The organism is Kitasatospora purpeofusca, assembly GCF_036010405.1.
In the GTDB taxonomy this organism is placed as follows: Bacteria; Actinomycetota; Actinomycetes; order Streptomycetales; family Streptomycetaceae; genus Kitasatospora; species Kitasatospora purpeofusca.
Genome location: NZ_CP108561.1, coordinates 8,789,770 through 8,815,145, shown reverse-complemented (window position 1 = coordinate 8,815,145; position 25,376 = coordinate 8,789,770). Strand labels below are relative to the sequence as shown.

The 25,376-nt window shown below is 74.6% G+C and carries 23 protein-coding genes; 8 read left to right on the top strand and 15 right to left on the bottom strand.

The window, feature by feature from the left end; translation table 11 throughout:
• Window positions 1-20 precede the first annotated feature (20 nt).
• A complete protein-coding gene (locus OG715_RS38380) occupies window positions 21-650 on the top strand; it encodes a hypothetical protein (protein WP_266272611.1) in 630 nt (209 codons plus the stop codon).
• A 27-nt stretch (window positions 651-677) separates the two neighbouring features.
• Here OG715_RS38380 and OG715_RS38375 read toward each other — a convergent pair whose 3' ends face one another.
• Entirely contained in the window at window positions 678-1,415 is a 738-nt protein-coding gene (locus OG715_RS38375) for a TetR/AcrR family transcriptional regulator (protein ID WP_266272613.1), read from the bottom strand.
• 91 nt (window positions 1,416-1,506) lie between these two features.
• Between OG715_RS38375 and OG715_RS38370 the strand changes: the two genes are divergently transcribed.
• Window positions 1,507-2,292, top strand: coding sequence for an NmrA family NAD(P)-binding protein (locus tag OG715_RS38370; protein ID WP_266272615.1), 786 nt, complete (start codon window positions 1,507-1,509; stop codon window positions 2,290-2,292).
• Window positions 2,293-2,299: 7 nt separating this feature from the next.
• On the opposite strand, the gene OG715_RS38365 is transcribed toward OG715_RS38370, so the two are convergent.
• On the bottom strand, window positions 2,300-2,746 hold the full coding sequence (locus OG715_RS38365; RefSeq protein ID WP_266272616.1) for a DUF4259 domain-containing protein: 447 nt from the start codon (window positions 2,744-2,746) through the stop codon (window positions 2,300-2,302).
• Between the two features lie 60 nt (window positions 2,747-2,806).
• Window positions 2,807-5,914 carry an AMP-binding protein gene (locus OG715_RS38360; RefSeq protein WP_327064239.1) on the bottom strand — a complete coding sequence of 1,036 codons (3,108 nt, stop codon included), beginning with the start codon at window positions 5,912-5,914 and terminating at the stop codon, window positions 2,807-2,809.
• Between the two features lie 420 nt (window positions 5,915-6,334).
• Here OG715_RS38360 and OG715_RS38355 point away from each other — a divergent pair, with 420 nt between their 5' ends.
• From OG715_RS38355 to OG715_RS38345, 3 genes are all read left to right on the top strand, one after another.
• A complete protein-coding gene (locus OG715_RS38355) occupies window positions 6,335-6,601 on the top strand; it encodes a GlsB/YeaQ/YmgE family stress response membrane protein (RefSeq protein ID WP_266272617.1) in 267 nt (88 codons plus the stop codon).
• A 190-nt stretch (window positions 6,602-6,791) separates the two neighbouring features.
• Window positions 6,792-7,532: a polyprenol monophosphomannose synthase gene (locus OG715_RS38350; protein WP_266272618.1), complete on the top strand. Its 741-nt coding sequence runs from the start codon at window positions 6,792-6,794 to the stop codon at window positions 7,530-7,532.
• Between the two features lie 130 nt (window positions 7,533-7,662).
• Window positions 7,663-8,928: an FUSC family protein gene (locus tag OG715_RS38345; RefSeq protein WP_266272619.1), complete on the top strand. Its 1,266-nt coding sequence runs from the start codon at window positions 7,663-7,665 to the stop codon at window positions 8,926-8,928.
• 50 nt (window positions 8,929-8,978) lie between these two features.
• Here OG715_RS38345 and OG715_RS38340 read toward each other — a convergent pair whose 3' ends face one another.
• The 6 genes from OG715_RS38340 to OG715_RS38315 form a co-directional block, all read right to left on the bottom strand.
• Window positions 8,979-9,452, bottom strand: a complete 474-nt coding sequence (locus tag OG715_RS38340; protein ID WP_266272620.1) for a VOC family protein — start codon at window positions 9,450-9,452, stop codon at window positions 8,979-8,981.
• A gap of 107 nt (window positions 9,453-9,559) precedes the next feature.
• Entirely contained in the window at window positions 9,560-11,566 is a 2,007-nt protein-coding gene (locus OG715_RS38335) for a phosphocholine-specific phospholipase C (protein WP_266272622.1), read from the bottom strand.
• A 14-nt stretch (window positions 11,567-11,580) separates the two neighbouring features.
• The gene (locus OG715_RS38330; RefSeq protein ID WP_266272623.1) at window positions 11,581-13,032 is read right to left on the bottom strand and encodes an endonuclease/exonuclease/phosphatase family protein; all 1,452 of its coding nucleotides are present in this window, start codon (window positions 13,030-13,032) and stop codon (window positions 11,581-11,583) included.
• Between the two features lie 274 nt (window positions 13,033-13,306).
• Complete coding sequence (locus OG715_RS38325) at window positions 13,307-13,573, bottom strand: metal-sensitive transcriptional regulator (protein WP_030393156.1); 267 nt, start codon at window positions 13,571-13,573, stop codon at window positions 13,307-13,309.
• A 129-nt stretch (window positions 13,574-13,702) separates the two neighbouring features.
• Window positions 13,703-14,071, bottom strand: a complete 369-nt coding sequence (locus tag OG715_RS38320) for a PRC-barrel domain-containing protein (protein ID WP_266272624.1) — start codon at window positions 14,069-14,071, stop codon at window positions 13,703-13,705.
• A gap of 114 nt (window positions 14,072-14,185) precedes the next feature.
• The gene (locus OG715_RS38315) at window positions 14,186-15,103 is read right to left on the bottom strand and encodes a YwqG family protein (RefSeq protein WP_266272625.1); all 918 of its coding nucleotides are present in this window, start codon (window positions 15,101-15,103) and stop codon (window positions 14,186-14,188) included.
• Between the two features lie 187 nt (window positions 15,104-15,290).
• Between OG715_RS38315 and OG715_RS38310 the strand changes: the two genes are divergently transcribed.
• The gene (locus OG715_RS38310; protein WP_323182195.1) at window positions 15,291-16,133 is read left to right on the top strand and encodes an SAM-dependent methyltransferase; all 843 of its coding nucleotides are present in this window, start codon (window positions 15,291-15,293) and stop codon (window positions 16,131-16,133) included.
• Between the two features lie 76 nt (window positions 16,134-16,209).
• On the opposite strand, the gene OG715_RS38305 is transcribed toward OG715_RS38310, so the two are convergent.
• Window positions 16,210-17,025 carry a class I SAM-dependent methyltransferase gene (locus tag OG715_RS38305; RefSeq protein WP_266272626.1) on the bottom strand — a complete coding sequence of 272 codons (816 nt, stop codon included), beginning with the start codon at window positions 17,023-17,025 and terminating at the stop codon, window positions 16,210-16,212.
• Window positions 17,026-17,068: 43 nt separating this feature from the next.
• Window positions 17,069-18,166, bottom strand: a complete 1,098-nt coding sequence (locus OG715_RS38300; protein ID WP_266272627.1) for a BadF/BadG/BcrA/BcrD ATPase family protein — start codon at window positions 18,164-18,166, stop codon at window positions 17,069-17,071.
• Between the two features lie 349 nt (window positions 18,167-18,515).
• Here OG715_RS38300 and OG715_RS38295 point away from each other — a divergent pair, with 349 nt between their 5' ends.
• Window positions 18,516-19,538 carry an ArsR/SmtB family transcription factor gene (locus OG715_RS38295; RefSeq protein ID WP_266272628.1) on the top strand — a complete coding sequence of 341 codons (1,023 nt, stop codon included), beginning with the start codon at window positions 18,516-18,518 and terminating at the stop codon, window positions 19,536-19,538.
• Here the strand turns inward: OG715_RS38295 and OG715_RS38290 are convergent, their stop codons facing one another.
• The 3 genes from OG715_RS38290 to OG715_RS38280 all read right to left on the bottom strand — a co-directional run bounded on the left by OG715_RS38290 (window position 19,539) and on the right by OG715_RS38280 (window position 23,049).
• The gene (locus tag OG715_RS38290; protein WP_266272629.1) at window positions 19,539-21,026 is read right to left on the bottom strand and encodes a SulP family inorganic anion transporter; all 1,488 of its coding nucleotides are present in this window, start codon (window positions 21,024-21,026) and stop codon (window positions 19,539-19,541) included.
• A 94-nt stretch (window positions 21,027-21,120) separates the two neighbouring features.
• Window positions 21,121-21,723 (bottom strand): carbonic anhydrase, encoded by a 603-nt coding sequence (locus OG715_RS38285; protein ID WP_266272630.1) that lies wholly within the window; start codon window positions 21,721-21,723, stop codon window positions 21,121-21,123.
• A gap of 420 nt (window positions 21,724-22,143) precedes the next feature.
• Window positions 22,144-23,049: an alpha/beta fold hydrolase gene (locus tag OG715_RS38280; protein ID WP_266272631.1), complete on the bottom strand. Its 906-nt coding sequence runs from the start codon at window positions 23,047-23,049 to the stop codon at window positions 22,144-22,146.
• A 73-nt stretch (window positions 23,050-23,122) separates the two neighbouring features.
• Here OG715_RS38280 and OG715_RS38275 point away from each other — a divergent pair, with 73 nt between their 5' ends.
• The gene (locus OG715_RS38275; protein ID WP_266272632.1) at window positions 23,123-23,728 is read left to right on the top strand and encodes a TetR/AcrR family transcriptional regulator; all 606 of its coding nucleotides are present in this window, start codon (window positions 23,123-23,125) and stop codon (window positions 23,726-23,728) included.
• A gap of 69 nt (window positions 23,729-23,797) precedes the next feature.
• Here OG715_RS38275 and OG715_RS38270 read toward each other — a convergent pair whose 3' ends face one another.
• Window positions 23,798-25,333: an alpha/beta hydrolase gene (locus tag OG715_RS38270; RefSeq protein WP_266272633.1), complete on the bottom strand. Its 1,536-nt coding sequence runs from the start codon at window positions 25,331-25,333 to the stop codon at window positions 23,798-23,800.
• Between the last annotated feature and the right edge of the window lie 43 nt (window positions 25,334-25,376).

Genomic DNA, 25,376 nt, shown 5'->3' with positions numbered 1-25,376 from the left:
CCCCACACCCGGAGACACCCATGCGCCCGTCACGCCCCCGCCGTGCCCTTGGCGGCAACCCCCTCAGCGCCGTCCTCGGCACCCTCGTCCTGGCCGGTGCGGCCGCCGTGGCCGCGAACGGTTCCGCCGCAGCCCAGCCGGCGCCGGTGGAATGGATCAAGAACGGCGAGTTCCGCGACCCGCTGGCCCGCGGCTGGACCTGCGAAGGCGAGTTCACGCAGACCGACCGGGGCGTCGAGGGACGCCCAGGTGGGCAGAGTTTCGCCGGCTGCACGCAGCGGGTGCCGGTGGTGGCCAGCACGCGGTACAGCTTCTCGGCCTCCATGGCCGGCGCCTACACCTTCGTCACCGTCTCCGGCACCGGGACGGGCAGCGGCGAGGTGACCCTCTGGGCCGACGGGCCGAACTGGCGGTCCCTGGCCACGACCCTCGCGATCGGCAACAGCCACGAGGTGACCGTCACGTTCCACGGCTGGTACGGACAGGGCCCCTACCAGGTGAACCGGGTCTCGATGATCGGGCCGATGTACCCCGACGAGTGCGCCACCCCGTCCCCCGCTCCGAGCGTCCCCGGTCCGAGCGCGCCCGCACCGGCCTCGACCCCGCCGTGTCTGCCCCGGCCCGCCGAGCCTCCCACCGGGTCCGTCTGACGACGTCGGCCGGGGAGAGGACCCGGTTCAGGGGGAGGGGCGGCTGCGGTGGGCACGCTGGCGGCAGGCAGCGCCGCAGTAACGGGCCGGGCGGCCGGTGGGGCGGAGGGTGAGCACGGTGCCGCACTGCTCGCAGGCCGGGGCGGGGTGCGGGCCCCGGTTGTCACGAAAGGAGCGTCCTTCCGTGACAACCGGGGCGGACGGTCGCAGGCCGTCCAGGGTCAGCCGGACGAGCCGGATCCCGGCCGCGCGGTCGTGACGGACCCTCAGCATCGCGGCACACCCCACGGTGAGGGCCACCACGTCGTCGGGGCCGATCTCCGGCCGGACGCCGCCGTCCCGCTGCGCGGCCCGCAGCAGCGTCTCCAGGAGCTGGTGCAGGCGCGCCACCGTCGCGGTCAGCACCGGACGCGGCCAGCTCGCGTCGGCGTCCAGCGCGTCGCAGACGGTCGCGCGGCTGCGGGTGGTGCCGACCACCTCCAGGATGAATCCGAAGAAGGCCTCGGTGGGCGCGGACCGGGACATCCGCCGCTCGCCGGAGGCGACCAGCTCGCCCAACTGCTGGGCGAACACCGCCTCGACGAGGGCGTGCTTGCTCGGGAAGTGCCGGTACACCGTGCCGGCGCCGACGCCCGCCCGGCGGGCGATGTCCCCGAGCGGGACATCGAGCCCCCGCTCCGCGAACGCCTCGCCCGCCGCCGACAGCACCCTGGCCCGGTTGCGGCGGGCGTCGCTCCGGTCGCCCGCGCCGGTCACCGTCGTCACGTCACGAAACCCCTTGTACCCCGGGAGTCAAACGGGTTGGAGTATCCCAGATCCCCGGGGTGAAGCACAGACCGGGGCGAGGGAGGACGACATGACCACCGAAACCGATGACACCGCCCGGAGCACCGTCGCCGTGACCGGCGCCACCGGGAACCAGGGCGGGGCGACGGCCCGACGACTGCTGTCCGCCGGACGTCCGGTGCGCGCGCTGGTGCGGGACTCCTCGGCGCCCGCCGCCGTGGCGCTCGCGGAGGCCGGGGCCGAGCTGGCCGTCACGGGGGTGCGCCAGGTGGTGTTCACCGGTGTCGCCTCCACCACCGGCGCGGCGTTCGCGGCCCCCGGAAAGCGCCGCACCGAGCAGTACCTGCGCGAGCGGATCGGGCAGGTGACGGTGCTGCGGCCGGTGCGGTTCATGACGAACTACCTCGGGGTCGCCGGGGTGGGCCTCGACGGGTTCACGGACGGGGTCCACCGGCACCTCTTCCCGCCGGACGAGCCCCTCCAGATCATCGCCGTCGAGGACATCGCCGAGTTCGCGGCGCTGGCCTTCGAGCAGCCGGAGCGGTTCGCCGGCCGGACGCTGGAGCTGGCCGGTGACGCGCCGACCCCGGTCGAGGCGGTCGCCGCGATCGCCGCCGCGACCGGGAGGGCGCTGCGCTACGAGCAGATCGGCCACGACGAGGCCGCCGCGCTGCACCCCGGTCTCGCCGAAGTCCGCCGGCAGTGGGCCGAGGGCCACCGCTGGCGGGTCGACATCGAGGCACTGCGGGTGCTCCACCCCGGGCTGCGCACCCTCGGCGACTGGCTCGCGTGGGGCGGCGCCACCGCACTTCGCGCCCGGTTCGACGCCACCGGCAACGCGGGGCAGGCAGTCTGATTGATCATCAGGAGAGCTCGAACAGCGCCTCCGGAGCCGGCCCGGGCACCGGCGCGAGAACGTCGCGGAGCTCCCGGACGGTACGACGCCAGGCCGCTCCCTCCCCGCCCTCGTCCCAGAGCTCGGCGAGCTCGGACTCCTCGGCGACCACCCGGTCCAGGGCCGCCGCCGCGAGCGGCCGCAGATCGGCCGCGAACACCGGGAGGGGCTGGTCGGGCCCGTAGGCGCTGGTGACCGGCACCCCGTCGGGGCACTGGGACGCGACGAGGGCGGCGGCGGCCACCGCCTCCACCGCCTCGTCGTAGTCCAGGTAGTCGTCGGCCCCCGTGTCGGCGGCCATTGTCAGCGCGCGGCGGACCACGCCCTCCCGTTCACCCGCTGCGGCCTCGTCCAGGCCGGCGCAGAAGTCCGCCGCGCTGTCGTTGTCGAAGTGGCCGATGTCCCAGGTACCCACAGTGCTCTCCTCAGCTCGCTCCCGGGGATCATGGCACCCCCCACCGACAGTCACCCTGGCTCAGCCGCCGGCGGCCTCCGTGAGGCGGGCCTCCAGGGCGGTGGCGAGGGATTCGACGGCGGCCGGGGTGAAGGCGTGCTCGTTGTAGCGGAGCCAGCAGACCAGGGAGCCGTCGGGCTGTTCGGTTGCGGCGAGTTCGGGGACGTGGCGGTCGCCGCCGGGCATCGGGTAGGGCACGGTGGCGCTGCGCGGGACCTCCCAGGCGGTGCAGGCGAGGCCGGGGAGCTGGGCGGGGGCGTTCCAGCTCTCGTAGCGGAGCCAGGCGGCGAACGGCACCAGCGGGCTGAACTCCGCGAAGGGGTAGAGCTGGTGGTCCAGGGCCGAGGTGGCGGTGTCGCGGACGCGGGCGAGGAGCTCGGCGAAGCCGGGCCCGCCGGAGGCGTCGACCCGCAGCAGGAGGGACTGGACGAAGCAGCCGACGGCCTGTTCGGCCTCGGGCGAGGTGCGGCCGGGGACGGGGGTCATCAGGACCAGGTCGTCCTGGCCGCTGCGCTCCGCGAGCAGGCCCAGCCAGACGGTGGCGAGGACCTGGAAGGGGGTCGCCCCGGCCTCGGCGGCCCGGGCGCGGAGGGCGGCGGCCCGCTCGGCGGGGACGGTGAGCCGGTGGGCGGCGCTGAGCACCGTCTCGGTGTCGGCGCGGCCCGGGAAGGGGTGCACCGCCTCCGGCGCGCCGGCCAGGGTGCGGGCGAAGTGGGCGCGGGCGACCGGCCAGTTGGCGTTGGCGCGGGTGACCAGCTCGCCGAGTGTCGGCATCGGCCGGGGCGGGGGCGCCGGGCGGCCGCGGCGCAGGGCCGAGTAGATGACGCCGAGGTCGCGCAGCAGCACACCGACCGACCAGCCGTCACTGACGATGTGGTGGACGGCGAGCAGCACCGCGTGGTCGTCGGCGGCCCGGCTGACCACGGCGAGGCCGGTCATCGGGCCCTCGCCGACGTCGGTGAGCCGGTCCCGGACGGCGATCAACCGGGCCGACACCTCGTCGTCGCTCTCGCCCGGGGCGTCGACCAGGATGGCCTCCACCTGCGGCTCGGGGTCGACGACGGCGCGCCGGACGCCCGGCAGGGCGCCGGGCACGGGCACGAAGCGGGTGCGCAGCGCGGGGTGGCGGCGCACCGCCTCGTACAGGGCCTCGGTCAGCAGGCCCGGGTCCAGTGCCTCGGTGACGCGGAACATCACGGCGACCGCGCCGACGTTGCGGCCCTCGGCCTCGGCCGTCCAGCGCAGGAAGTTCTCCTGCTGGGAGGTGAGCGGGATGTCGTGGGGCTGGGCGCGCAGTTCGCGCAGGAACGGGGAGAGCGCGGCGTCGTCCACCGGCGGCGCGGCCCCGGCGGTCCTGGGCGCGGTGCCGATCCAGGCGGCCTGGGCGCGCAGCGAGGGCCGTTCGAAGACCAGGGCGGTGGTGGCGGTGACGCCGAACTCGGCGGAGACGGCGGCGGCGAGCTGGACGGCGCGGAAGGAGTCGCCGCCGAGGGCGAAGAACTCCTCCTCCACGGCCGCGACCGGTCGGCCGAGCACCTTGCGCCAGACCGCGGCGAGGGCGGTTTCGGTGCCGGTGGTGGGCGGGGTGCCGGCCGGTGCCCCGGCGGGGGTGTCGAAGCGGACCCGCAGTTCGTGCTTGACGACCTTGCCGCTGGGGTTGCGGGGCAGCCGGTCGGTGACCAGGATCCGGACCGGCAGTTCGGACCGGCCGAGGCGGGCGGCGAGGAAGAGCCGCAGTTCGTCGAGGTCCAGGCCGTCGGCGGCGGGCACCACGGCGGCCACCGGCACGGCGCCCATGACGGGGTGCGGGAGGCCGAGCGCGGCCGCGTCGGCGACCCGCGGGTGGGCGTGCAGGACGTCCTCGATGCGCAGCGTGGAGACCTTGAGGGCGCCGGACTTGATGATGTCGCTCTCCCGGTCGACCAGGTGCAGGTAGCCGTCGGCGTCGAGCCGGCCGAGGTCCCCCATCCGCACCCAGCCGTCGCGGAAGACGGCGGCCGTGGCCTGCGCGCCGGCCGTGTAGCCGCGCGGGGGTCCCGGCTGGCGCAGCCAGACCTCGCCGACGGTGCCGGTCGCGACCGGCTGCCCGTGCTCGTCGAGCAGCCGCAGGTCGGCCGGGTTGGCGGGGCGGCCGACCGAGCCGGGCCGGCGGGCGTCGACGACGGCGGATATCTGGGCGGGCGACGCCTCGGCGGAGGTGTAGGTGTTGACCAGGGTCGCGGTCGGCAGGGCTTCGCGCAGGGCGGCGGCGACGGGGGCGGGCAGGGCGGCGGCGGAGGAGCTGATCAGCAGGACGCTGCTCAGGTCGTGCCGCCCGATCGCACCGGAGTTGAGCAGTTCGACGGCCATCGAGGGCACCAGGAAGACGGTGCCGGCTCGGTGTTCGGCGACGGTCCGCCCGAACTCCTCGGCGTCGAAGCGCGGCAGGCAGATCGTGGCGGGCGCGGCGACCAGTGCGTTGACCAGCACCACCTGGGCCGCGTTGGTGCCGATCGGGAAGGCGTGCACGGCGTGCGCGGAGTGGGCGTACGGGCGCGGTCGCGGGTCGAGCCGCTGGCCGGCCGTCAGGCTGGCGTGGGCGGCGTGCACGCCCTTGGGAGCGCCGGTGGTGCCGGAGGTGCCGATGACCTGGGCGAGGTCGCCGGGGGTGGGGCGGTGCGGCGGTTCCTGCGCGCCGTCGCGCTCGCCACGGCCGGTGCCGTCGGCCTCCAGTGCGGCCAGCGGCAGGCAGCGGAGTCCGGCCGCGGTGGCCCGCTCGTCGTCGACGGAGGCGGCGGAGATGGAGGCGGCGGAGGCGGAGGTGGAGGCGGCGGTGGAGGCGGCTGCGACCGCGATGACCGCCCCGCTGTCGCCGGCCAGCCGTGCGGTGTCCTCGGCGTTCAGGTCCTCGCGGACGACGACGGCCGCCGCGCCCGCGTAGTGCGCGGCCAGAAAGGCCACCGCGTAGGCGTCCCAGGCGCGGTTGGGGAAGAGCAGCAGCACCCGCTCGCCCGGCCGGACGCCCGCCCGGACGAGCCCGTGGGCGGCGCGCACCGCCCGCTCCCGCCACGTCCGGTAGTCGAGTGCCGGGCGGCCGGGGGCGATCAGCGCGGGCCGGTCGGGGTGCCGGGCGGCCCGGTCGTCGAGCAGGTCGGTCAGGGTGAGCGCGTCGGGCGTCCCGAGTGCCGAAGCTGCGGCGGCGGGAACGGCACTGACGGTGGATCGGGTGCTGATGACGACTCCCGGATGTGGCCAGGACGGGGCGCGGCCGATAGGCCGGACGGGTGGCTGGTCCAGACCGTAGCGGCTGGGTACCGTCCCCCGCCAGACTCGTCCGTCTCCGGACCGCCGGGCCTGACCGGCCCGATCGCCGCCCGGGCCGCGGCGGGGGCCGGCGCGAGGGCCGGACGGGGCCCCGGGAGGGATCCGGGAGCGGCCCGGGGAGTAGTCCGGCGCGGACGGGGCAGGCGGGGGCCCGGACGGCCCGCACCGCGGCGGTCGGCGTCTGGACGTGCCGTGCCGCGCGGTTCGGGCGATCATGAGGGAACGTGCCTCGAAAGGTGGAATGCGATGTTCCAGCTCCTGTGGATTCTGCTCATCGGCTTCGTGCTCGGTGTGATCGCCAAGCTGATCCTGCGCGGCCCGCAGGCCATCCCGTGGTGGCTGACCATGCTGCTGGGCGCGGCCGGGGCCTGGCTGGGCAACGCGGTCGCCGGGTGGATCGGCGTCCGGCACACCTCCGGGATCGACTGGATCCGTCATCTGCTCCAGCTCGGCTTCGCCGTCGGCCTGATCGGCATCGTCGCCCCCGCGTGGAGCGCCCGCCGGTCCAGGTGACCGGCCGACGGCCCGAGCCATCGGCGGCCGGGGCCGGCAGCCGGGGTGACCGGCGCCCGGCCCCCGCGGGCGAAGGGTGCTCCGGGTCCGGAGGGTGGTCCGGCGCGACGCTGTTCGAAGCGGCGCGGCTAGACTCGCACGGCCGTCGCAGCCCGACGGCCGTGCCGCCGAACTCGCGAGGGAACAGAACATGGTCGAGGCCGCCCCGAAGGTCGTTGTGGTCGTGCCCACCTACAACGAGCGGGAGAACCTTCCGGTCCTCGCCGGCCTGCTGGCCGGGCTCGACCTGCCGAACCTGCATCTGCTGGTCGTCGACGACAACTCCCCCGACGGCACCGGCGAGGTGGCCGACAAGCTGGCCGCCGAGTCCGAGGGCCGGGTCTCGGTGCTGCACCGCACCGAGAAGAACGGCCTCGGCCGCGCCTACGTGGCCGGCATGACCCGGGCCCTGGAGGACGACGCGGACGTGGTCGTCCAGATGGACGCCGACCTCTCCCACCCGGCCGCCGTCCTGCCGCTGATGGTGGAGACCCTGCTGGCCGACGACACGGCCGTGGTGCTCGGCTCCCGGTACGTGCCGGGCGGGTCGACCGCCGAGGAGTGGCCGTGGCACCGCAAGGCGCTCTCCAGTTGGGCCAACCTCTACGTGAACACCATCCTCGGGCTGGGCGTTCGGGACGCCACCGCCGGTTTCAAGGCCTGGAAGGCGCAGACCCTGCGGGCCATCGACCTGCCGTCGGTGACCAGCAACGGCTACTCGTTCCAGGTCGAGCTGAACCACCGGGTGGTGCGCCAGGGGCTCACCATCAAGGAGGTGCCGATCCGCTTCGAGGAGCGGGTCGAGGGCGCGTCCAAGATGAGCCTCGGCGTGCAGGTCGAGTCGGCGCTCGCGCCGTGGAAGCTGCTGCGCGAGGGGCGCGGCAAGCAGTAGCCCCCGGTTCCGCCCGTCGCGGTCCGGACCGGTGGGAAGCGGGGGACGCGGAAGACCGGCGCGAGAAGACCGGTGCGAAACGGGGCACGGGAACGACCCGTGGGAGCCGGGGGCGGGGAAGGAGGTGCGCATGGCCCTGCTACCGGACTCCGTGGTCGGCCTGCTGCGCCGCGCCGCCCGTGAACCCTTCGCCGTCCAGACCGCCCGGGCGACCGTCGCCGCCACCCTCTCCTACGTGGTGGCGACCTGGCTCAGCAGCGAACCGGCCCCGCTGACGGCCCCGCTGACCGCGCTGCTGGTGGTCCAGGTCACCGTCTACTCGACGCTCACCACCAGCATCCGCCGGGTGAATTCGGTGGTCGTCGGCGTGCTGATCGCGATCGGCTTCAGCGCCGTGGTCGGGCTCTCCTGGTGGAGCCTCGGGCTGATCATCCTGGCCTCGCTGGTGATCGGCCGGTTCGTCCGGGTGGACGAGTTCGTCCAGGAGGTCGCGATCAGCGCGATGCTGATCCTGGGCGTCACCAAACTCGCCTCCCAGGCCTGGGACCGGGTGCTGGAGACGCTGATCGGCGCGAGCGTGGGCCTGCTGTTCAACCTGGTGTTCGCCCCGCCGGTCTGGGTGGACACCGCGGGCGAGTCGATCGAGGACCTGGCCCGCCGGGCCCGGCACCTGCTGCTCGACCTCGCCGAGCAGCTCGGCCGGCCCACCGCCGTCGAGGACGCCGCCGAGCGGCTGCACGAGGCCCGCCGGCTCGACCAGGCGATCGCCGACGTCGATGCCGCGCTGCGCCAGGCCGAGGACAGCCTCCGGTTCAACCCCCGGATCAGCGAGGGGCTGCTCTCCCGGCTGGTGCTGCGCACCGGCCTGGACACGCTGGAGATCTGCGTGGTGGTGATCCGGGTCATCTCGCGCTCGCTCACCGACCTCGCCAAACGGCGCGGGCCCGGCGAGCCGTTGGTGGCGCCGGGCCTCGCGGTGGCGATGGAGGAGCTGCTCGCGCATGTCGGCGGCGCGCTGGTGAGCTTCGCCGTGCTGGTCACCACCCAGGTCAGCCGGAACGCCGAGGAGGCCGAGGAGCGGCTCGCCGCCGAGCTGACCGCCGCCTGGGCGAGCCGGGAGAACGTCGCCAGGCTGCTGCTGGAGCAGGTCCGCGCCGACCCGGACTCCTGGCACCTGCTCGGGTCGCTGCTGACCGAGGTCGACCGGATCCTCGACGAACTGGACCTGGAGCACCGCTCCCGGCGGCTGATGGAGGAGCTGGACCGGGCCTCGGTGGCGGGCCGGGAGCGGTTCTCCCGGCTCGGTAGGCTGCGCCGCTGGCTGCGCGGCGACCCGGTCCTCGCCCGGGTCCGCCGCCGCCGGCGCGGGAAGGCGTCGGCGGGCGCCCGGAGCTGAGCCCCGGGCCTGGTCCGGACCCCCGGCCCCCGACCCCGGACCCCGGCCGCTCAGCCCGCCGCGGCGTCGAGCAGCCGCTGGATGTCGATCTTGCGCATCTCCAGCATCGCCGCGGTGACCCGGGCGGCCTTGGCCCGGTCCGGGTCGGCGACCAGGTCGATCAGCACCTGCGGGGTGACCTGCCAGGACAGGCCCCAGCGGTCCTTGAGCCAGCCGCACGGCCCCTCCTGGCCGCCGCCCTCCAGCAGGGCCGCCCAGAGCCGGTCCACCTCCGCCTGGTCGTCGCAGTGCACCTGGAGCGAGACGGCCTCGGTGAACGGGAAGATCGGGCCGCCGTTGAGGGCGACGTAGGGGCGGCCGCCGAGTTCGAAGGCGACCGTCAGCACGGTGCCGGCCGTGCCGGGGCCCGCCTCGGTGTAGTGGGTGATGCCGGTGATCCGGGAGTCGGGAACGACCGAGGTGTAGTACCGGACGGCTTCCTCGGCCCGGTCGTCGAACCAGAGGCAGGGTGTGATCTGCTGCATGGGCCGACGGTAGCGGCGGGCCCCGGCGGGACGGCCGCGCCACGCCACGCCGCGGCCGGGGGGCACCGGTTCGGTGCTCCCCCGGCCGCGGCGTCGGGGATCCGGACTCAGTGCACCCAGCCCGCGTACCGGCGGGTGAAGCGCTGGCCGGTGGCGGCGGTGACCACCACGTCGTAGCGGCCCTGCTTGTCCAGCGGCCAGACCAGGTTGCTCTGCTTGCCCGGCCGGACCCAGACGGTCTGCGCGGTGCCGGCGAAGTCGTTCGGCGCGGCGGTGAAGCAGACGTCGGTCATGCCGTCGTTGACGAGCTGGAGGGTGAGCCGCCCGGAGCCGGACAGGTCGGCGGTGACGATCGGCACCGCGATGTCGTTCTGGCCGGACGGCTGCTCGGCGTCGCCCTGGCCGTCGCGGACCACGGTGCCGGCGAAGCGGCGGACGAAGCCGTCCGGACCGTGCACGGTGAAGTCGTAGCGGCCGTTGGTCTTCGCGGCCTCCCAGACGTACGTCGCCGAGGCGCCCGGGGCCACCGTGAACGGCGTTCCGGCGAAGGGCTGGACGATGTTCGGGTAGACCGTGTACGGGAAGGCCACCGAACCGTCGTTGCTCATCGTGCAGGTGACCCGGCCGGTGCGGCGGTCCACCTCCGCCTCGGCCCAGGGCTGGTAGGGCAGGTGGCGGTGCGGGCGGTCGCCCCGCTCGGGCACCGGCATGGACTGGGTGCCGACGGCGGGCAGTTGCACACCGGGCAGCTTGGTGCCCGCGTCCGCCCTGGCCATCAGGGCGTTGGTGTCCGGCAGTTGCGGGATCGAGTGGTCCGGGGCGGCGAAGTCGAAGCAGCTGGTGAGGTCGCCGCAGACGGCGCGGCGCCAGGCGGAGATGTTGGGCTCGGCCACACCGGTGACCTGCTCCATGAAGCGCAGCACCGAAGTGTGGTCGAAGACTTGGGAATTGACCCAGCCGCCGCGCGACCAGGGCGAGGCGACCCAGAGCGGGACGCGGTTGCCGAGGCCGATGGCGCGGCCCTGGGTGAACTCCTCCGGGGTGCCCGCTTCGGGGGTGGGCGGCACCATGTGGTCGAAGTAACCGTCGTTCTCGTCGTACATGACCAGGAAGACGGTGTGCCGCCACACGTCCGGGTTGGACATCAGCGACTGCAGGGCCTGGTTCACCCAGTGCGCGCCGTACGCCGGTCCGGCCTCCGGGTGCTCGGAGAACAGGTAGGGCGCGACCAGCCAGGAGACGGTCGGCAGGGTGCCGTCCTTGCAGTGCGCGTCGAAGGCCGCCGGGTCGAACTTGGTCATCGCGTTGATGTAACGCGGGTCGTCCTTGGGGAAGTTGTGGAACTGCTTGAAGTACGAGAGCGCGTTGTCGTCGTAGTCGCCGGTGCGGTCGTCCTTGCTGGGGTTGTGGTAGACCCGCCAGCTGACGCCCGCCGACTGCAGGCGCTCGGCGTAGGTGGTCCAGTCGGCCACCGGGTTGTCGGTGACCGGGGTGTTGTCGATCCACGGGCCGGTGGTGCCGTCCCGGCCGGGGCCGGCGGTGCCGGTCCACAGGTAGAGCCGGTTGGGGTCGGTCGGGCCGGCCAGCGAGGTGAAGTAGGCGTCGCACAGGGTGAAGGCGTCGGCGAGCGCGTACTGGTAGGGGATGTCCTCACGGGTGAAGTAGCCCATGGTGCGCTCGCCCTTGGCGGCGATCCACTTGTTCATCGCGCCGTTGTTGATGGCCTGGTGGCCGGTGGCCCAGTCGTGCGGCAGGCCGCCGGCGTTCTGCGCGTTGTACTTCGAGGTGTCCATCCGGTACGGCAGCATCACGTTGCCGTCGCTGCGGCGCGGGTCGGGCTGGCGGAACACGTCGGTGCCGTCGGGGAACTGCAGCCCCTGCTTGTCACCGAAGCCGCGCACGCCGTTGAGGGCACCGAAGTAGTGGTCGAAGCTGCGGTTCTCCTGCATCAGCACCACGACGTGCTTGACGTCCTCGATGGTGCCGGTGAGGCGGTCCGGGGCGGCGGCGGACCTGGTGGGCGCGGCCTGGGCCGGGGTGCCCTGGAGGCCGGTCAGGGCGGCGGCGCCGGCGGCGGTGGCGCCGACGAAGGTGCGGCGGGAGAGCTCGGACATCGCGAACTGGCCTTTCAGAGCTGGAAGGTGGCGACCGCGGCGGCGGTGTCGGACGGCCACTGGTTGGCGGCGAGGGCGGCCGGGTCGGCGGCGGTGGCCGGCCAGTCGGCGACCAGGGTGTGCGCCTCGACGAGCCGCAGCTTCCCCCGGTACAGCACGTAGTCGACGCGGTCCTGCGGCTCGGCCTTTCCGGCCGCGCGCTGCTTGCGGACCGGCGACCAGGTGGTGCCGGGCGCCTTCACCGGGTCCCGGTTCTCCTCGCGGAAGGTGTCGGTGAGTCCGGCCGCCTGGAGCGTGCCGGTGACCGGCCAGGCGAATGCCCCGGCGCCGCCGTGCGCGGCGGCGGTGGCGGCCGTCCAGTCGAGGTGCGAGGGCGAGGACAGCCCGCCGGCGAGCACCACGGGGACGCCCGCGGCGGCGTCGGCGGTGACGGCGGCGGCCAGCGCCCGGGCCTGCCGGAGCCGGACCGAGGCGTTCTCGGCGGCGAGGACCTGCGCGGCGGTGCGGCCGTCCTGGAGGGCGTACGGGCCGTAGTCGGACTCGTCGAGGTGCGCGGTCCAGACCCGGACGGCGCGGCCGCCGGGCAGCTGCACGGTGGCCCCGGCGGCGGGCAGTTCGGCGGTGGCCGGGGTGACGGCGGTCAGCGGGTGGCGGCTGAGCAGGCCGACGCTGCCGGAGCCCTGGTACGCGTACCAGCCGAGCGCGTCGGCCAGCGCCTGGGCGGCCTTGCCGGCGGTCTCCTGGAGCGCGAGCACGTCCAGGCCCTGGGCGAGCACGACCCGCAGCTGCTTCTCGGTGGCATCGGTGAAGGCGGCACCGGCGTTCGCGAGGTTCCAGCTCGCGACCTTGAGCCGGGGTGCGGTGGTCGGGTCCACGACCGGGAGCAGCACGGTCACGGTGTCGGTGGCCCCGGCGCTGTCCTTGACGCCGACGACCAGGACCTCGGGGGTGCGCGGCGCGGCGCCGCCCGGCGCGGTGCCGGTGACGGTGCCGTCGGCGGCGACCGCGAGCCAGGCCGGTCCGGAGACCTTGCGGAAGGTCGCGCCGCCGGCCGGGTTACCGGCGGGGCGGGCCCAGAGGCCGCCGAGCCTGACGGTGACGGCCGCGCCGGGTGCGACCGGGGTGGCGGTGAAGGAGTCCACCACGGCGTGCGGGCGGACCACGGCCGGCTTGGGCCGGAAGGTGAACGGCTGGGTCCGGGCGAGGACGCCGTAGCCGTCCTTGGCGAGCAGGTAGGCCGTGTACGGGCCGCCGGTGAGGGCGGAGGTGTCGAGCTGGACGTCGCCGTCGGCGGCCGGGGTGTACTTCCAGAGCAGGGAGCTGCCGGTGCCGGGCAGGCGGTCCCCGTCGTAGATGCCGACCCAGTTCTTGGGGTCGGGGGCGTCGGTGGTCCAGTGGAAGGTGAGGCGGTCGCCCTCGACGGGGCTGCTCGACGACGTGCTGGTCAGGGTGCTGCCGGTGGCCACGGATGTCCTGTCCGCCGCTCGGGCACCGGGCCGTCGGGGGGTGCCGGGCCGGGGCCGTCCGCGGCTGGTGACGGAGGCTTGGGAGGGTCGGCCCATCGACAGTTGGCTGTACAACTGTGGGGCCGGGCCCATTCATCCGAAGACCGGCGACCGGGACATGAACGAAGCATGACGGGATGTCGGGCGGAACAGGAAATGTGGAAAGCGGCAGTACGGAGCGGCGCAGCACGGAGCGGGAACTGTGCGGCGGGGCCGCAGGCGGGGGCGGCGGCCGTCAGGCGAGGGTGAGGAAGAGCTTCTCCAGCTCGGCCTCGGTCATCGGCGCCGTGCCCTCCTCGGCACCCGCCATGCACTGGCGCATACCGCTCGCCACGATCTTGAAACCGGCCCGGTCGAGCGCCCTCGACACGGCGGCCAGCTGGGTCACCACGTCCTTGCAGTCCCGGCCGGCCTCGATCATGGCGATCACGCCCGCCAGCTGGCCCTGGGCACGCCGCAGCCGGTTCAGGACGGCGCCGACGGCCTCCTCGTCCACCTGCATGTCCGGACCGCCCTTCACTGTCGACCACCGGGCCTCCAGTGTACCCCGTGGGGTATCCGGACCCGGGTGGCCGACCGGGAGGCCGGGCCGCCGGCGAAGGGCTGCGGTCAGCGGCGGGTCAGCGGCGGGTCAGCGCCGCGCCAGCCGCCGTTCCCCGCCCGCCCCGGTGGCGTACTCCAGCTTGTAGTGCGCGAACACCTCGGGCTCGTCCTCGGCCGGCAGCACGTCGTCCACACCGATCGAGGGCGCCTGCTTCACCAGCGCCTTCGGGAACGCCACCCGGACGTATCCCGGCCCCAGCACCGCGCCGTCGAGCGGGACGAACACCAGTCGCCGCTTCATCGCCAGACCGATCGTGACCGTCACGAAGTACGGCTCGTCACTGGCGGTCTCGACGTAGACGGACTCCAGGGTGCCGATCCGGTGGTCCTTCTCGTCCACGACGGACTGCCCCCGCCACTCCCTGATGTCGGCCGGAACGATCTCGGCGACGGCCATGGTTGCCTCCCACTCCCGCTCCACGGCGGCACGCCGCACTGGTGGGCGGCGCCCCGGACCCTCCCATCCTGCCCCTCTCCGCCCCGGCCCGCCCGCCGGGGGCCGGGCGCGGGTTCACTGGATCAGGTCGGTGTGCGGGTGCTCCGGGGACTCCGGGCAGACGTAGAGCTGCAGGTGGTTGCCCTTGGAGACCTGGACCCCGGCCGGGTTCGCCGAGCGGGCCGGGCCCGTCGCGGCGAGCTCCCGGTCCTCGAACGGGACCCAGGCGGGAGGGCTGCCGTCCCACTCGCCGGAGGCGACGGTCAGCAGCGGGGTCATCCCGGCGCCGCAGGTCTCGCAGAACCGGGCCACGGGATCGGTGAGGCCCCACGGGGCCCAGCCGCCGACCTTCCAGCCCGGAGCCTCGGCCAGCGCGTCGCCGTAGAACTCCTGCGGGCAGGGTTCGTAGAAGTCCTCCACAGCGGCGCCGACCGTCGGCCACCTGCCCCAGTCGGCCAACTGCTGTTGCAGATCCGGGCTCAGCTCCAGGTAGTTGGGGTACTCGGTGACCCGCTCCGGCGCGAGCAGGCACGGGACCGGGAGGTAGCAGTCGTCGTACTCGACCACCACAGGCTCGGGCGGCGTCCCGAGAAGGTCGGTCACCGCCTCGGCCGACCGCCAGACCAGTACGGTCGGGGGCTTGAAGTCCGGCTCGTGCTCGACCGGGCACCAGAACACCTGGAGCAGGTCCGCCCCGGCGGGCGGACGCAGCAGCGGGACGTCGCGCAGGTGGAGCTGGACCACGGCCACCATGGGGTTCGGCCCCTCGCGCTCCTCGTCGGTCGCCTCGTCCCACCAGCCGTGCTGCTCACCGCAGTGCGGCCAGGGCTCGTCGGCAGGCCACAGGAACGGCCCTCCGACCGAGCTGTCGTAGGGCGTGGGAGCCCCGGGCCGGGGATGCAGCCGGATCGCCTCCCTCGCCAGCGGGGCGAGGTCGGGGAACACGGAGGTCACGTCGAGCGGGCGCGGCGGAGTGGTGCGGGAGTGCTTCACGACCGTGATGCTGCCAGGCGCCTCCGACAGCGGACGAACGGACCCGGGCCGGGGCCGTTCCGGCCCATCCCGCCGCAACGCGGCCATTGCGCACAAGCGGGGGTGAACCGACCTCGCCGCACCGCGGGCGTACTCGAACATCTACGCTGTGCGCCGACGGATCATCAGTTCGGCCAGGTGCGGAGGCGTGGAGACAGTGGTGGGTTACAACGAGATGTGGGAACCGGGCGAGCCCGGCGTTCCCGCCGACCTCCGGCCCGAGATTCCGCACCCCGCGCGGATGTACGACTACTACTTGGGCGGGAAGGACAACTTCCCGTCCGACCGCGAGGCGGCCGAGCGGGCGCTGGCGGCCAACCCGGAGTTCAGATCCACCGCGCGCGCCAACCGGGGCTTCCTGAACCGGGCGGTGCGCCATGTGGCCGGGCTCGGCATCGACCAGTTCCTCGACATCGGCACCGGCATCCCGACCGCCGGCAACACCCACGAGATCGCCCAGGCCGTCGACCCGGGCTCCCGGATCGTCTACGTGGACAACGACCCGATCGTGCTCGCCCACGCCCGCGCCCTGATGGGCGGCACCGCCGTCGGCCGGACCACCGTCATCCAGGCCGACCTGCGCGAGCCGGTCGACCTCCTCGCCGCCGCCGAGGCCGAGAAGCTGCTCGACTTCGACAAGCCGATGGCCCTGGTGCTGGCCGCCGTGCTGCACTTCGTCCCGGACGAGAGCGGACCGTACGAGATCGTCCGCACGCTGCTGGACACCCTCGCGCCCGGCAGTCACCTGATCCTGTCCCACGGCACCGCCGACTTCATCCCCGCCGAGGTCCGCGACCGGGTCACCGGCGTCTACAGCAAGGCCACCGCACCGCTGGTCGGCCGCAGCCGGGAGCAGGTGGGCGCCTTCCTGGACGGCCTGGACGTCCTCGACCCCGGCGTGGTCACCGTCCCGCTGTGGCGCCCGGAGGACGAGCCGGTCGCCGGCGCGGACCGGGTCAGCATGTACGGCGCCGTCGCCCGCAAGTCCTGACGGCACGGCGGCGGTGGCGGCCCGGATCCGTCCGGTTGCCGCCACCGCCGGTACGGCCGCGCCCCTCGGCAGGGTGTCAGGCGGGCTTGCTCGCGCGGATCGAGTACATCAGCGGGACGCGGGGCTGACCGGCCGGGAAGCGGAAGCCGCGGTCGTGCTCCAGGACCGGGAAGCGCGGGAACAGCGTGAAGTCGTGCTCGTGGAGGAACTCGACCCGCAGGCCCTCGGCCACCAGGGCGCTGAGGACGTCGCCGATCCCGTGCTGCCACTCGACGGTCCTGGTCGCGAGGGACGTCACCTCGCCGTCGGTGTAGGTGCTCGGGTCGTCCCAGACCGTGGCGTCGCGGTCGAAGTAGTCGTACTCCACCGTCCGGCCGTCGTCGCCCAGGGTGTCGCCGAAGGGGTGGAACTCCGCCAGGTAGAGGAAGCCTCCCGGCGCGACCAGGGACGCCGCGGTGCGGGCCCAGCGCGCGATGTCCGGCAGCCAGCACAGGGCACCGAGGCCGGTGTAGACGATGTCGAAGGTCTGCCCGTCGAGCGCCTCCACCGCCTCGTACACGTCGGAGACGACGAAGCGGGCCGTGTCCGCGCCGATCTTCCCGGCCAGCTCGGTGGCGGCCTCCACCGCCGGCTCCGAGAAGTCCAGGCCGGTCACGGTGGCGCCGCGGCGGGACCAGGACAGGGTGTCCAGGCCGATGTGGCACTGGAGATGGAGCAGGGACTTGCCGCTGACGTCACCGACCTCGGCCAGCTCGAAACCGCGCAGCGCCTCGTTGCCGGCCAGGAAGCCGGGGAGGTCGTAGAAATCGCTGGCCGTGTGCACCGGGACGCGGCCGTCCCAGTTGGCGCGGTTGGTCGCCAGCCAGTCATCGGGGGCAGGGGTCTTCTCCATACCGACCACGCTGCCAGAGCCGCGAGCGCCGCTCAAACGCTTTTCACGGCAGCCACGGACCGTCGGCGGCGGGGAGGTCCAGGACAGTGAGGAGGGGCGGGTCCAGCGGCCAGGGGAAGTCCGGTGCGGCGGTGCTGACGGCGTCGGTACGCGCAGCGGCCGGCACGACGGCCGCCGGGCTGACCGCCGCCGGGGCAGCAACGGCCAGGCGGAGGGCGCCGAGCAGCGGCGGGCCGTCCGGAGGGCCCGGGCGGGCGCCGGGGAGGCGGACCGCGAGCGCGTCCAGGGTCGCCCGGCGCAGCGCTTCGAACCGGAACAGGCCGCCGGTCAGGGCGAGCCGGGGACCGGGCCGACCGGCGGCCTCGGCGGCGGCGGTCGCGGTGGCGGCGATCTCCTCGCCCGCGCGGCGGAGCAGCCCCGCGGCGACCGGACAGCCCTCCTCGGCGGCCGCGACCACCGCCGGGGCGAACTCCGCGAGCAGCGCCGCCCGGTCCGGGCGCGGCTGGAGCGCGGCCGGGAGACCGGCCACCGGGCCGTAGTGCCGCTCGGCCGCCGCCAGCAGGACGGGCGAACCCCCGTTGCGCCCGTCCTGCGCCCGCAGCGCCGCCTCCAGCCCGGCCCGGCCGATCCAGGCGCCGCCGCCGCAGTCCCCGAGCAGCTGGCCCCAGCCGTCGGCGCGGCACCAGCCGCCGCCCGGGCGGAGGCCGATCGCGACCAGCCCCGTCCCCCCGGCCACCACCACTCCGGCGGCGGTGCCCAACGCGCCCACGTAGGCCGTGACCGCGTCCCCCGCGAGCACCAGTCGCCGGGCGCCGGTGGCCCTGGCGAGCGGGCCGGGCAGCCGGGCGGCCAGGTCGCGGCCGAGCAGGGCCATCCCGGTGGCGCCCACGGCGACCGCGCCGATCCGGGCCCCGTCGGGCAGGCCCGAGACCAGGGCGTCGAGTGCGGGCAGCAGTCGGTCGAGCAGCGCCCGCGCGTCCTGCCCGCCCGCCGAGGCGGACACCCGCGCGGCGGCGGCCGACCCGACCGTCCGCACCGCCGCCGGATCGACCGGGCGGCCTGCGGGCGCCGCCCCGACCCGGATGCCGGAGCCCCCGACGTCCACCCCGACCACCCAGCACTCCCCCGCCGCCTGCTCCACTCCGCCTCCACCCGCCGCGCCGACGACCCGTCCTCCCCATGGTGCCCCCGGCGGAGCCCCCGGGCGGGCGGGTGCGCGCCCGGCCGCGTCCCGGCCGCCCCTGCGGTTTCCGGTGGGGCGGAGCCGCAGGGGTGACCCGGGTGCGCGGCGGAGCTGCGGCTACCTGGCGCTGCCGCAGCCGAAGCCTCCTTCCTGATCACGTCGATCTCCTTCACCGTCAAGGTGGTTCGGATCGGGCCGGTTCGCGTTCGGCCGGCCCGGATCCATGGAATCGCCCGCCGGGTGGGCGGGTCGAATGATTCGATGAGGCTCGAACGCAAGCGCGGAGGTGGATGCGGAGGGGGATGCGGTGCTCCGGATCGAGCTGGACGCCCGGGCACTGGCGAACACCCGGTTCGTGGTCTCGCCGCTGTACAACGTCACCGACAGCCTGTGGCTGATCCGTTCGGCGGCCGGAGCGGCCGGAGCAGGTGGGCGCGGAGCGGGCGCGCTGATCCGGGAGGCGGTGCGCGAGCGGCGGCTGGCGGTGCTGGAGTCCTTCTTCACCGGGGCGTGGACGTACATCCCGGACTTCCTCAATCCGCAGCCGGAGCAGCACGAGGAGTCGCTCGAACGGGAACTGCACGCGGTCGCCACGGTCGCCCCGGAGCGGCTGGCGCAGGAGATCCGGACGATGCTCGCGGGTGACGAGGGACTCGGCATCGCGGGCGGCCGCGCGCCGCGCGCCCTGCTGCGGGCGCTCGACCGGGGTGAGGCGGAGTTCGCCGAACTGGTCGCGGCCGAGCTCCACCAGCTCTGGCAGTCCGCCGTCGGACCGCGCTGGCCGATGCTGCGCGCCCGGATCGACGCGGACATCGCGCGGCGGGCCCAGCTCTCCGCCCGGCAGGGCCTGGCGAGCGTGCTCGCCGGGCTGCATCCACGCGTGCTGTACGACGAGGAGGGTGTTCGGCTGCTCGTCGACGCCCGGGCGGAGCTCCCCGCGACGGGGCTGGACCTCACGCCGACGGTCTTCAGCTCCGAACTGCACGTCTCGGTCGACCCGCTGCCCGGCGCACGGCAGTTGCGACCGATGATCCTGTACCCGGCGTTCCCCGCTCCCGGTGCCGGTCCCGATGCCGGCCCCGGCCCGGAGCCGGGACCTGCCTCGCCCGCCGGCGACCTGATCGGGGCCACCCGGGCCCGGCTGCTGGCCGATCTGGACGTGCCCCGGAGCACCACCGAACTCGCCGAACGCCACTGGCTCGCGGCGAGTACCGTCTCCTACCACCTCGGCGTCCTGCACCGCGCGGGCCTGCTGGTGCGGACCCGGTCCGGGCGCCGGGCCCTCTACCAGCAGGCCCCTCGGGCCGAGGCGCTGCGCCAGGAGGGCTGATCAGGCGGCTGCGGCGGGGAGGCCGACGAGTTCGGCGGAGCCGCTGCGGTTGTGGCGCTCCTGCCACTGCTCCAGGGCGCTGCGGCAGGCGTGGTCGAGGTGCCGTACGCCGGCGAGGTCGAGGCGCACCGGGCGGTCCGCCGGCAGTCCCTCCAGGGATTCGAGGGTCTCCAGCAACCGGGGCAGCCGGAGGAAGGTGGCGCTGCCGTGGAGCGTCACCCGGACCGCGCCGTCGGGGAGTTCGGCGACGGCGACCTGGAGGTGCGAGGTGTCCCAGGCACTCTTGAGCACGGCGAGGAGGAGGCCGAGCAGGACGCCTTCGAGCAGGTTGGTCACCACGATCGCGATCGCGGTGACGGCGAGGATCGCGGCCTCGCCCCGGTCCGCCCGCCAGAGCGGCCGCAGGCTGCGCAGCGGGACGAGCTTGGCCCCGGCGTGGACCAGCACGCCGGCCAGGGCGGCGAGCGGGATGGCGGAGAGGGCCGCGGGGACCAGCGCGGCGAAGAGCAGCAGCCAGACCCCGTGCAGCACCCGGGAGGCCTTGGTCCGGGCACCGGCCTGGACGTTGGCCGCGCTGCGGACGATCACGGCGGTCATGGGAAGGGCTCCCAGCAGGCCGCAGACCGTGTTGCCGACGCCCTGGGCGAGCAGCTCGCGGTCGTAGTCGGTGCGCGGGCCGTGGTGCAGGCGGTCGACGGCGGCGGCGCTGAACAGGCTCTCGGCGGAGGCGATCAGCGCGAAGGCGAACGCCGTGCCGAGCACGCCGAGGCTGCCGAGTGCCGCGAGGTCGCCGACGGCGGGCAGGTCGACGACACCGGCGAGGCCGGCCACCTCGACCCGGGCGACGGGCAGGTCGAACAGGGCGGTGACGGCCGTCGCCCCGGCGACGGCGGCGAGCGGCGCGGGAACCAGCCGGACCCGGGCGGGCAGGCGCGGCCAGAGCAGCAGGACCGCGATCGTCCCGGCGCCGATGGCGGCGGCGGCGAGCGCACGGCCGTCCCCGGCGATGTCGACGACGAGGCCGGGGAGTCCGGCGAGTTTGGCGGGGCCGCCGGTGGGGCCCTTGATGTCGGCCAGCGCGTAGAGCTGACCGGCGATCAGGATCAGGCCGATGCCGGCCAGCATGCCCTGGACGACCGAGACGGAGATCGCCCGGAAGAGCCGGCCGAGGCGGGCGGCGCCCATGGCGAGCTGGAGCAGGCCGGCCGCGGCGGTGATCACGCCGAGGGTGGCTATGCCGTGCTCCTGGACGGCGGCGAGGACGAGGACGGTCAGCCCGGCGGCGGGGCCGGACACCTGGAGGCTGCTGCCGGGCATCAGCCCGGTCACCAGGCCGCCGACGATGCCGGTGACCAGGCCGAGTTCGGCCGGTACGCCGGAGGCGACGGCGACGCCCACGCAGAGCGGGAGCGCCACCAGGAAGACAACGAGGGAGGCAGGGAGGTCGGAGCGCAGAGTGCTCAGCCGAAGGGCGGGACGACGAGTCATCGGGTCCTCGGGAGAGTAGCGGGATTCGGACGGCGGTGGTGCGCCAAGCGGTGGTGCGGTGAGCAGTCGTGCGGCGGCCCGTGCTGGGTGGGCCTCACAGCGGGAGGAACAGACCGGTGTCGGCGCGGTGTTCGAGCACCAGGCCGGTGTGGATCTCGTAGAACCAGCCGCGCAGCCGGATCCGCCCCTCGCTCAGCCGCCGGGCGACGGCGGGGTAGCCGCGCAGCCGGTCGAGCTGGGCGAGGACGTGCCGCTGCACGGGGCCGGCGACGGTCGGGTCGAAGACCTCGGCCGCGTCGGCGCGGAGCACGGCCCGGTCGGCGTGGCGCAGCCAGGAGCGGACGGCGGGCACCACGCTGAGGTCCTCGCCCCGGACCACGGCGCCGACGGCGCCGCAGTGCGAGTGGCCGCAGACCACGATGTCGCGCACGCCCAGCACCTCGACGGCGTACTCGACCGTCGCGGTCTCCCCCGAGGCTCCGTCGGCCCGGTAGACGGGGACGATGTTGCCCGCGGTGCGGAGCTCGAAGAGGTCGCCGGGGTCGGCGTTGGTGATCAGGGCCGGGACCACGCGGGAGTCGGAGCAGGTGATGAACAGGGCCTGCGGGCTCTGGCCGGCGGCGAGGCCGGTGAGTTCGCGGCCGGTGTCCCCGGCCCGCTGCGGGAAGGCCCGGGCCCGGTCGATGAGCGGTTCCATGAGGGTGATCGCCTCCTTCGGTGACGGCAGGTGAAGCCCTGTTCACCTGACGTTGCGTCAAGAGCGAGTAAAACATGGGTATGGGGCGAGCAAAAGCGGGTTTTGAGCACAGAGTGTGCCGATCCGGTTAACATCCTGTTGCCTCGAACGAAATGACACCTTCCACTACGGAAGTCGCAGGTCAAAGGGCATGGGCGAGCCGATCGACAGTCGGCGCACAGCATTTGCCGCGCGCCCCTCCAGCCACCGCGCGCCCTCTGCACACTCTCCTGGGCCACCGCCGTCCGGGGGAACGGCCGGAACGCGCCCGGACATTTCCGGACGGCACTCGCACCCACGGGGCCCCTCCTCGCGCCGGGTCTCCCCCTCGGATCCGTCCGACGGCGCCCTCCCGCTCCCCCCGGACCGCCCCCGTCGGCGTCACTCGCCCCGGCCCGGCTCCGTCCGGAGCGCGTCGACGAACCCCAGGAGACGGTCGTTGACCAGCTCGGGACGCTCCAGGTTGAGGCCGTGACCGGCCCGCTCGACGATCTCGGCCCGGACGCCCGGGATCAGCGCGGTGACCCGTGCCAGCACCTGACGGGGCCGGAGCAGGGCGCTGCGCCGTCCGAGCAGGACGAGGACGGGCAGCCGGATCGAGGCCAGCTCCTCGTCGGTGAACGGCCGGGCCGCGGGGCGGGTGTTCGGCCGGTAGGTCCGCACGGCCAGCATCAGCGGCGCGATCATCGCGGGCGGCGCGCTCAGGGCGGGGTTGGCGAGCAGTCGCCCGAGGGCGGGTCGGAGCCGGCGCGGGGCGAGCATGCCGAACAGCCCGCCGATCATGTGCGCGTAGAACCGCGCGGGGACCTTCTCGATCCCGCCGGGGTCCAGCGGTGCGATCGAGGCGAGGCGCTCGGGCGCGTGCACGGCCTGGTTGAGGGCCAGCCACCCGCCGTAGGAGAGGCCGACCAGGTGGACGCGCTCCAGCCCGAGTCCGGCGAGGACCTCGCCGAGCCAGGCCGCGTTCTCCGCGGAGCCGGCCGCGACGGCGCGCTGCACGCTGCGGCCGGGGTCGTCCAGGGTGTCGATCGCGTAGACCGGGTGGTTCTCGCCCAGGGCGGCGATCTGCGGGTACCAGTTGGAGGCGTGTCCGGCGTGGCCGTGCAGGAGCACGATCGGCTCACCGGTCCGGGCCCCGCAGCGGTGGACGTGGACGGTGCCGTAGGCGGTTTCGACGTCCAGTTCCTCGCGCGGGCCGGGCCACAGCTCCATGGCGCGGTCGTACGCCGCCAGGAACTTCCCGCGGGCTTCCTCACTGACGAAATGTCCGACACTCGCTCGGGTCATGGCCCCTCCCGGCACGCAGAACTGCAGGATTTGATGGTATGTTTGTACCATAAAAACGTTCGAGAGGAACCCGATGCCGAAGCTGGTCGACCATGACGAGCGCCGGGCCCAGATCATCGACGCCCTGCTCCGCACAGCGGCGGACACCGGGCTGCACGCCGTCACCATGCGGTCCGTCGCCGTCGAGGCGGGCATCTCGGTGCGGCTGGTGCAGTACTACTTCGACACCAAGGAGCAGCTGCTGCTCGCCGCGGTCGGCCGCCTGACGACCCGCATGGGCGAACGCGTCCGCGAGCGGGTGCGGGCCACCGGCCCGTCACCGACCCCGCGCGACATCGTCGAAGCGGTCCTGCTCGAAGCCGTCCCCACCGACGAGGAGAGCCGGATCTTCCACCTCGTCCACACCGAGTACGCGGTGCTCGCCGTCACCGACACCGCCCTCGGCGGCCGGGCCTTTCTCGCGGCACCCGACGAGATGGAAGGGTTCCTGGTCGGCCGGCTCGAAGCCGCCCAGCGGTCCGGCGCCGCCGACCCGCGCCTGGACGCCCGCCAGGAGGCCGCCGTTCTGCTCGCGGCCTCCGCCGGCCTCGGCCTGAGCGTGCTGCTCGGCCAGCGCACGCCGGAGGACGCCACCGCCGCCCTCCGCTACCACCTCGGACGGCTCTTCACCGGCCCCTGAGCCCGGAGCCGGCCCGGACGGAGCACCCGCGGACGGAGCGGCCGCAGGCGGCGGCCGCTCCGCAGGCGGTCAGCGGGTGGCCACCGGGTCCGGGGCGCAGGTGAGGTCCCGGGGCGGCAGGGTGCCGGTGATCAGGAACCGGTCGGCGGCGGTGACCGCGCAGGACGGGGTGGAGCGGTCGTAGGCGCCGTGGTTGCCGCCGTCGACGGTGACCATGCGGGCCCGCTTGCCGAGGGTCGCCCGCATGCCCAAGGCGCCGATCAGGGGGGTGGCCGGGTCGCGCTCGGTCTGGAGCAGCAGGATGTTCGCGGGACCCCGGTCGGTGATCCTGACGGCGGGCTCGACCGGGTCCGGCCAGAACGCGCAGGGCCAGATGTTGGCACCCATGCCGGCGACGATCGGGTTCCGTTGCCGACTCTCGGCGACGGCCCGCCGGTAGTGGCCGAGGTCGCGCGGTGCCGGGGTGTCGCCGCACAGCACGGCCGTGAGCGCGGCCACGTCGTTGTCCTCCGGGATGCCCGGGGTGCCCTTGGCCAGCCACCAGTACGGGACCGGGCCGGCGCCGTCGTCGGCGAGGAAGCGCCACCAGTCGGCGATCTCCTGGAACAGCGCGGTGTGGTACGAGTCCAGCCGGTAGAGCGTGCGCCACAGGTTGCCGTTGACCGGCCCGGCGACCGGGTGGGTCACCGGCGTCCGGTCCAGCTTCGCCGCCAGGGCCAGGTAGTTGGCGCGGACGGCCGCCGGGGTGGCGCCGAAGCGCAGGGTGGCGTCGCGCTCGGCCGCCCAGCGGGCGAAGTCCTCGAAGCGCAGTTCGCTCGCGCGGTCCCAGCCGGCCAGCCGGTCCTGCCAGGTGACATTGGGGCTGACATTGCCGTCCAGCACGAAGCGGTCGGTCCGCCCCGGGAACAGCTCGGCGTAGACGACGCCCAGGTAGGTGCCGTAGGACGCGGCGCGGTAGGAGATCCTCGGCTCGCCGAGGGCGGCCCGGATCCGGTCCAGGTCGCGCGCCGTGTTGGCGGTGGTCAGATGGCGGATCCGGTCGCCGTTGCGGGCCAGGCAGTCGCGCGCCAGGTCACGGGCGAAGCGCACATTGGGAGCGATCGAGCCGTCCGGCGCGGGGAACGGGAACACCAGCTCGTACGGCACCTCGGCGGCCGTCCGCCCGCAGCTGACCGGGGTGCTGCGGCCGACCCCGCGCGGGTCGAAGCCCACCAGGTCGTAGCGGTCCAGCACCTCCTTCGGGTAGCCGGACTCCTGGGCGCTCGGCAGGTGCAGGCTCGCCACCCCCGGGCCGCCGCCGTTGTGGACCAGGATCCCGCGGCGCAGCCCCGGCTCGGCGGCGGGGAGCCGGGACACCGCGATCTCGACGGTCCGCCCGCGCGGTTCCCGGTAGTCCAGCGGCACCTTCAGGGTGGTGCAGCGCAGCCGGGGGTCCACCGGAGCCCCGGACGGGTCGGCGGGGCAGTCGGTCCAGACCAGGGGCGCGGTCGGCTGCTTCGGTGCCGCTTCGGCGGCGCCGGCGCCGGCGGTCGCTCCGGCCAGGGCCAGGGCGAGCGCGGCGCCGACGGTTCTCAGCGGCCCGGTGGGTCGTAATCTCCTCAACATAGGTCTGGACCATAGGGATGCGGCCGTCGGGTGTCATCCCCCC